Here is a 5,702-nt window from a genome sequence, read left to right on the forward strand (position 1 = left end):
GGCGTCCCGCCCGAACTGGCCGAGCTGACCCTGCACAACGGGACCGTCTACCGCTGGAACCGGCCCGGCCCGCGTCCTACTTCTCGGACAGCTTGCGGCCGCGGTACATCGGGTGGTCGGTCTCCCAGTAGCGCCAGCCCTCGACCCGGGCGGGGACGTTGGCGATGCCGGTGGCGATGTGGTTGACGCTGCAGTCCTCAAGCTGCTTCCAGGTCGACCAGCCGACCCGGTAGCCGAACACGCGGTACCAGAGGTTGCCGTACTTGCCGGGGGTGACGTCCCTGGCGTACAGGTGGCCCGCCTCGACGACGTGCTCCTCGGCGAGCAGCGGGTTGACGTTGTTGCGCAGCCTGCGCAGGATCGACTTCGACAGGGAGTCGCGGTCGATCTCGTGGTTGATCTCGCTCTGCTTCTCGCGCTCGATCTCCACCTCGAAGTACACGCGGTACTGCCGCCTGACGCTCGCCGTGATCGTGCCGCCGGGGCCGTCGATGAAGCGGGTCCTGGGGAGGAAGAAGTTGATCGGCTTGAAGTGGTGGAACCTGAAGAAGTTGTGGGGCCTGCACTTGCGGCGGGCCTCTTCCTTGAGCGTGGGGATGGTCGGCGTCGGGTTCGGGACGGCGACCGAGTCACCCTGGCTGCCGAGGGCGGCGGGCGCGGTGACGGTCGTGCACACGGAGGCAGCGAGCGCGAGGGAGGCGGACCCGGCCAGAATCGCCGTCGTCAGCCCCCTGGACCTGGTCCTGGCGCGGGCTACGACGGCATCCGTGCGGGGAATGGGCGTGAACATAGGAAGATACCGTTCTCTCCGGAACGCGGCCCGTGGCCGCGACCAACCATCTGACCGAAATACGGCCTGTGCCCGTTACGTTGGTTGACTCAACGTAACGATAAGGATGCTTACAGTTGCCAATGGTTGTCGTGTGACGCCACGCCGTCGCGAAGTCTCTTTAAAAGGGAAAGGCCGGGTGAAAGGCGTCTAGGCAGGTGGCGGTGGCGTTCTTCCGTCAGTGGTCACATTGCTCGCGAAGCGGTCGGCCCATTGCGGTTCGCGGACATTCTCCTGACCCGTGGGACTCGGTGGAATCGGGGGATGAAAGACGATCTGTCGCTAAATGTGTTGGCGTAATCGCTTTTAGTGGCTGAATGGTAATCCGAGGGGTCTGAGGCCTTGGGGCTCTCTGGGGTGCCTCCGAGGCCTCGCGGTCATACCGTGGAAGTCTCCGGTTCGACGCCGTGCCGTCATCTCGGTGGCGGCACGGCGTTCCGTCTGAGATTCACGTGGAGTCATCCATGATGACCAGGATCAGGAACGCTCTCGCGGCCGGTGCGATGGGGGCCTGCGCCCTCGCCGTGCCCGTCATGACACCGGCCCAGGCGGCCCAGGTGGACGCGCCGAGCGTCACAGAGAACGTGAAGCCCTGCAAACACGGCAAGTGTCACCGCCACCGCCACCACCGTCAGAACCCCGAACGCATCCCCGGCGGCATCCTGAACGACGACCTCAACGACAACAGGAGGCCCGGCGGGAGCGGAGGAAGCGGAGGCATCATCAACTGAGGGAGCCCTCAGCCCGGCACGTCACCGGGAGACGGGGCGTCCAGCGTGGCGACGAGCCGCTTGGGCGCCACGGCCCGGTAGCTCTCCTCGACCCAGTCGAGCAGCACCTCGGTCTCCGGCAGCGGGCCCGTCAGCGGGATCGTCACCCACCCCGCCCTGCCGAGGCCGTAGCCCGAGGGCTTGGCGCCGTCGAGGGACAGGGCGTGGCCGTTCGACTCGGGGAGCTTGACGCCCACGTGCGGACTCCACCTGTCGGTCGGCTCCTCGACGCCGAGGAAGACGAAGATCTTCTTGTTGACCTTGACGACGCTCTCACCCCAGGGGTGGTCCTCGTACGCCTCGGGAAGGCTCAGCGCGAACCTGCGCATCGTCTCCCGCACCTCACGCCAGCTGTCCATGGCGCCCATTGTGACCAGCGGCACCGACAATCTCGCTCCGCCAGCGGGCGAGCACCCGGTCGATGCCGCTCCTGATGCGCTCCCTGGCCTCGGCCCGGGGGACCCCGGACATCAGCAGCCGGTCGTAGTCGGTGTCGAGGTGCCGCACCGAGGCGATCACGGCCAGCGTGACGGCGTTCTCGTCGAGGACCCTGGCCGCCGCGGTACGGCCGACCCGGCCGCTGCCCCGCTGACCGGCGTGCCGGGCGATCTCCTCGGCCCGCTCGGGCGGACAGCCGGGGAACAGCCTGACGATCTCCGCGGCCATCCGCGCCTGGAACTCCACGTCCTCGCCCGCGCGCCGTTCCCGGTCGCGTTCGCGACGGCGCAGCCGCACCTCCTCGTCGGCCAGGCACTGCTCCTCGGCCAGCGCGAGCGCGGACTCCTCGACCAGGATGCCGAGGCGTTCGTACCGTTTGCGCCGTTGGTTGAACCTGACCACCAGGGCGGCCAGCCCGCTCTCCTTCTTCGCCCTGCGGCTCAGCGCCGCGTTCCCCGCGGGCAGCAGGACCAGGTGGTCCAGATCGGCGCAGGTCAGGCAGTACGGCTCGGTGCCCTCCATGATGAGGTACGGCCCCGTCCCGCCGCAGCCCGCGCACCTCCACTCCCGCTGGGGCTCGACCGCGACCAGGTCGGGGGCCTTGGTCTGCCGTTCGGCCAGCCGCCTCCTCCTGGCCTCGCTCATGTCGGGGGAGACCCAGTGGACACGGAAGACCGACTCCTCGCCCCCGGCCAGGAAACGCAGCTCGCCCCGGTCCCTGCCGCTCGACAGGTAGGCGCTCTCGCCCTCGGTCAGCCCCCGTTCGAGCGCCCAGCGCCTGAGTAGGAGGGCCGCCTCGGTCATCCGGGCGCCGTCGACCGCGGTCAGCTCCTCAAGCGTGGCGGCCCCGCCCTGCCGCCAGGTGTCCACCTGACCGGCGCGCAGCCAGCGCAGGCCCGTCAGCACGTCGATCACGGTGACGAACCCACGCTGGGCGAGCGCGGCCTCGGCCGCCTCGGTGATCCGCCGCTGCAGTCTGCTCACCCCGACAGCCTGCCGTACGGGAATCAGGGGCGGGGAATGTTGCGCAGGTTCGCCCTCGCCATGTCGATCATGCGTCCGACGCCGCCGCTCAACACCACCTTGCTCGCGGCCTTGGCGAACCCCTTGACCTGCTCTCCGGTGATGCGCGGCGGGATGGACAGCACGTTCGGGTCGGTGACGACGTCCACCAGGTAGGGGCCGGGGGCCTCCAGGGCCGTGCCGAGCGCCTCGCGGACCTCCGAGGGACTGCGCACGGTCACGGCCTCGACGCCCATCGCCGTGGCGATCGCCGCGTAGTCGGTGAAGGGGTAGTCGGTGCCGAAGTCGGGGAGGCCGTCGACCAGCATCTCCAGCTTCACCATGCCGAGCGAGGAGTTGTTGAACACCACGATCTTCACCGGAAGGTCGTGGTCCCGTACGGTGAGCAGCTCGCCGAGCAGCATGCCGAGCCCGCCGTCGCCGGACAGCGAGACCACCTGCCTGCCGGGGGCCGCGAACTGGGCGCCGATGGCGTGCGGCAGGGCGTTGGCCATGCTCCCGTGCCTGAAGGAGCCGATGACACGCCTGCGGCCGTTCGGCGTCAGGTAGCGGGCGGCCCAGACGTTGCACATCCCGGTGTCAACGGTGAAGACCGTGTCGTCGCCGGCCAGCTCGTCCAGCACGTCGGCGACGTACTCGGGATGGATCGGGACATGGTGCTCGATGTCCCGGGTGTAGGCGTCCACCACGTTGTCCAGGGCCTTCAGGTGCCGTTCGAGCATCCTGTCCAGGTAGCGCCGGTCCTGCTTCTGGCGCACGTCGGGCAGTACGGCCCGCAGCGTCTCCCCGACGTCGCCGTGTACGGCCAGTTCGAGCGGTGTCCTGCGGCCCAGGCTGCCCGCGTCGTGGTCCACCTGGACGGTCCGCGCGCCGGGCAGGAACTCGTCGTAGGGGAAGTCCGTGCCCAGCAGCACCAGCAGGTCGGCCTCCCGTGTGGCCTCGTAGCACGCGCCGTACCCGAGCAGGCCGCTCATCCCCACGTCGTAGGGGTTGTCGTACTGGATCCACTCCTTGCCCCGCAGGGCGTGCCCGACCGGGGCGAGCGTGCGGGCGGCCAGCGACATGACCTCCTCGTGCGCGCCGCGCACCCCGGCGCCGCAGAACAGCATCACCTTCTCGGCGGCGTTCAGCGCGACGGCCAGCTCGGAGACCTGGTCGGCCGGAGGGTGGAGCGTGCCCGGCTGGGTGAGGAAGTCGTGCGGCCCGGCCTCCTGGGACACCCGCAGCTGCGCCACGTCGCCGGGCAGGACGACCACGGAGACGCCCGGGCCGCCGATCGCCCGCTGTACGGCCACGCGCAGCACCCTGGGCATCTGCTCCGCAGTGCCGATCACCTCGCAGAAGCCGGCGCACTCGGTGAACAGCCGTTCCGGGTGGGTCTCCTGGAAGAAGTCCGTCCCGATCTGCGGGCTGGGGATCTGCGAGGCCAGCGCGAGCACGGGGGCACGGCTGCGGTGGGCGTCGTACAGGCCCTGCACCAGGTGGGTGTTGCCGGGCCCGCAGCTGCCCGCGCACACCGCGAGCCGCCCGGTGACCTGCGCCTCGGCGGCGGCGGCGAAGGCCCCGGCCTCCTCGTTGCGTACCTGGACCCAGTCGATGCCCCCGGTTCTGCGCACCGCGTCGACCACCGGGTTGAGGCTGTCGCCCACGACCCCGTAGATCCGTTCGACTCCGGCCTGCCGCAACACCTGGACGAACTGCTCGGCGACGGTCCCCATGGCGCTCCCCCTCGTTTCGCGTCATGGGGTACCTCACCGGTTTTTTCCGAATCACTCCGGACCGCGTAGGGCTGACTACGATTGGGCGATGACGGTGACCGTACTGACGGGGGCGGGCATCTCCACCGAATCCGGCATTCCCGACTATCGAGGCCCGAACGGCCTGTGGCGCGCGGACCCGGAGCAGGAGAAGCTCGTCACCTACCACCACTACATGGGCAGCGCCGAGATCAGACGGCGGTCATGGCTGTTCCGCCGCGACAGTCCCGCCTGGGACGCCGAGCCGAACGCCGCCCACCGCGCCCTGGCCACGCTGCCGGACGCCTGGATCATCACGCAGAACGTCGACGGCCTGCACCGGCGCGCCGGGTCGCCGCCGGACCGGGTGCTCGAACTGCACGGCAACATGTTCGGCGCGGTGTGCACCTCGTGCGGGGCGGACTCGACGACGCGTGAGGCGGTCGAACGGATCATGGCGGGGGAGGACGACCCGGCCTGCCGCGCGTGCGGCGGCGTCCTGAAGACCGCGACCGTGATGTTCGGTCAGTCCCTTGACCAGGGTGTCCTGTCCAGGGCGGTCGAGGCGGCAGGGAACTGCGAGGTGTTCGTCGCCGTGGGCACCTCCCTGCAGGTACGGCCCGCGGCGACCCTGGTCTCGATCGCGGCGGAGGCGGGGGCCAGGGTGGTCATCGTCAACGGGGAGCCGACGGCCTACGACCACATGGCCGACGAGGTCATCCACGACCCGATCGGCGTGGCCGTACCCCGGCTGTGCGCCGCGCTCACGGCCTGACGGGCCTTGATGGGCCTTGATGAGCCTTGATGGGCAGGGCCCGCCGGGTTCGGGCCGACCGGCGCCCGAGCCGCTGGGCGCCCACCCCCGCGCCCCCGGGAACACCCCGGGCGCCCAACGGGGGGAGAACA

General features: G+C 70.0%; 6 protein-coding genes. 2 read left to right on the forward strand and 4 right to left on the reverse strand.

Going from position 1 to position 5,702, the window contains the following annotated elements; genetic code table 11:
* Window positions 1-76: 76 nt before the first annotated feature.
* Window positions 77-790 (reverse strand): hypothetical protein, encoded by a 714-nt coding sequence (locus tag ABZ470_RS11155; RefSeq protein ID WP_362911203.1) that lies wholly within the window; start codon window positions 788-790, stop codon window positions 77-79.
* A 503-nt stretch (window positions 791-1,293) separates the two neighbouring features.
* Between ABZ470_RS11155 and ABZ470_RS11160 the strand changes: the two genes are divergently transcribed.
* Window positions 1,294-1,560 carry a hypothetical protein gene (locus tag ABZ470_RS11160; RefSeq protein WP_362911204.1) on the forward strand — a complete coding sequence of 89 codons (267 nt, stop codon included), beginning with the start codon at window positions 1,294-1,296 and terminating at the stop codon, window positions 1,558-1,560.
* 8 nt (window positions 1,561-1,568) lie between these two features.
* On the opposite strand, the gene ABZ470_RS11165 is transcribed toward ABZ470_RS11160, so the two are convergent.
* The 3 genes from ABZ470_RS11165 to ABZ470_RS11175 are packed head-to-tail and all read right to left on the reverse strand — an operon-like array spanning window position 1,569 to window position 4,778.
* The gene (locus ABZ470_RS11165) at window positions 1,569-1,958 is read right to left on the reverse strand and encodes an MmcQ/YjbR family DNA-binding protein (RefSeq protein WP_362911205.1); all 390 of its coding nucleotides are present in this window, start codon (window positions 1,956-1,958) and stop codon (window positions 1,569-1,571) included.
* On the reverse strand, window positions 1,942-3,021 hold the full coding sequence (locus ABZ470_RS11170; protein WP_362911206.1) for a DUF2293 domain-containing protein: 1,080 nt from the start codon (window positions 3,019-3,021) through the stop codon (window positions 1,942-1,944). The genes ABZ470_RS11165 and ABZ470_RS11170 overlap by 17 nt, the downstream gene beginning before the upstream one ends.
* 23 nt (window positions 3,022-3,044) lie before the next feature.
* Window positions 3,045-4,778, reverse strand: coding sequence for a pyruvate dehydrogenase (locus tag ABZ470_RS11175; protein WP_362911207.1), 1,734 nt, complete (start codon window positions 4,776-4,778; stop codon window positions 3,045-3,047).
* Window positions 4,779-4,866: 88 nt separating this feature from the next.
* On the opposite strand from ABZ470_RS11175, the gene ABZ470_RS11180 reads away from it, so the two are divergent.
* Complete coding sequence (locus tag ABZ470_RS11180; RefSeq protein ID WP_362911208.1) at window positions 4,867-5,571, forward strand: Sir2 family NAD-dependent protein deacetylase; 705 nt, start codon at window positions 4,867-4,869, stop codon at window positions 5,569-5,571.
* Window positions 5,572-5,702: the final 131 nt, after the last annotated feature.

This window comes from Streptosporangium sp. NPDC020072 (assembly GCF_040631445.1).
GTDB lineage: Bacteria > Actinomycetota > Actinomycetes > Streptosporangiales > Streptosporangiaceae > Streptosporangium.

Bases quoted from the DNA above. Each gene is read 5' to 3' on its own strand.
- ABZ470_RS11155 (WP_362911203.1), bottom strand. From the start codon at position 790: ATGTTCACGCCCATTCCCCGCACGGATGCCGTCGTAGCCCGCGCCAGG.
- ABZ470_RS11160 (WP_362911204.1), top strand. From the start codon at position 1,294: ATGATGACCAGGATCAGGAACGCTCTCGCGGCCGGTGCGATGGGGGCC.
- ABZ470_RS11165 (WP_362911205.1), bottom strand. From the start codon at position 1,958: ATGGACAGCTGGCGTGAGGTGCGGGAGACGATGCGCAGGTTCGCGCTG.
- ABZ470_RS11175 (WP_362911207.1), bottom strand. From the start codon at position 4,778: ATGGGGACCGTCGCCGAGCAGTTCGTCCAGGTGTTGCGGCAGGCCGGA.
- ABZ470_RS11180 (WP_362911208.1), top strand. From the start codon at position 4,867: ATGACGGTGACCGTACTGACGGGGGCGGGCATCTCCACCGAATCCGGC.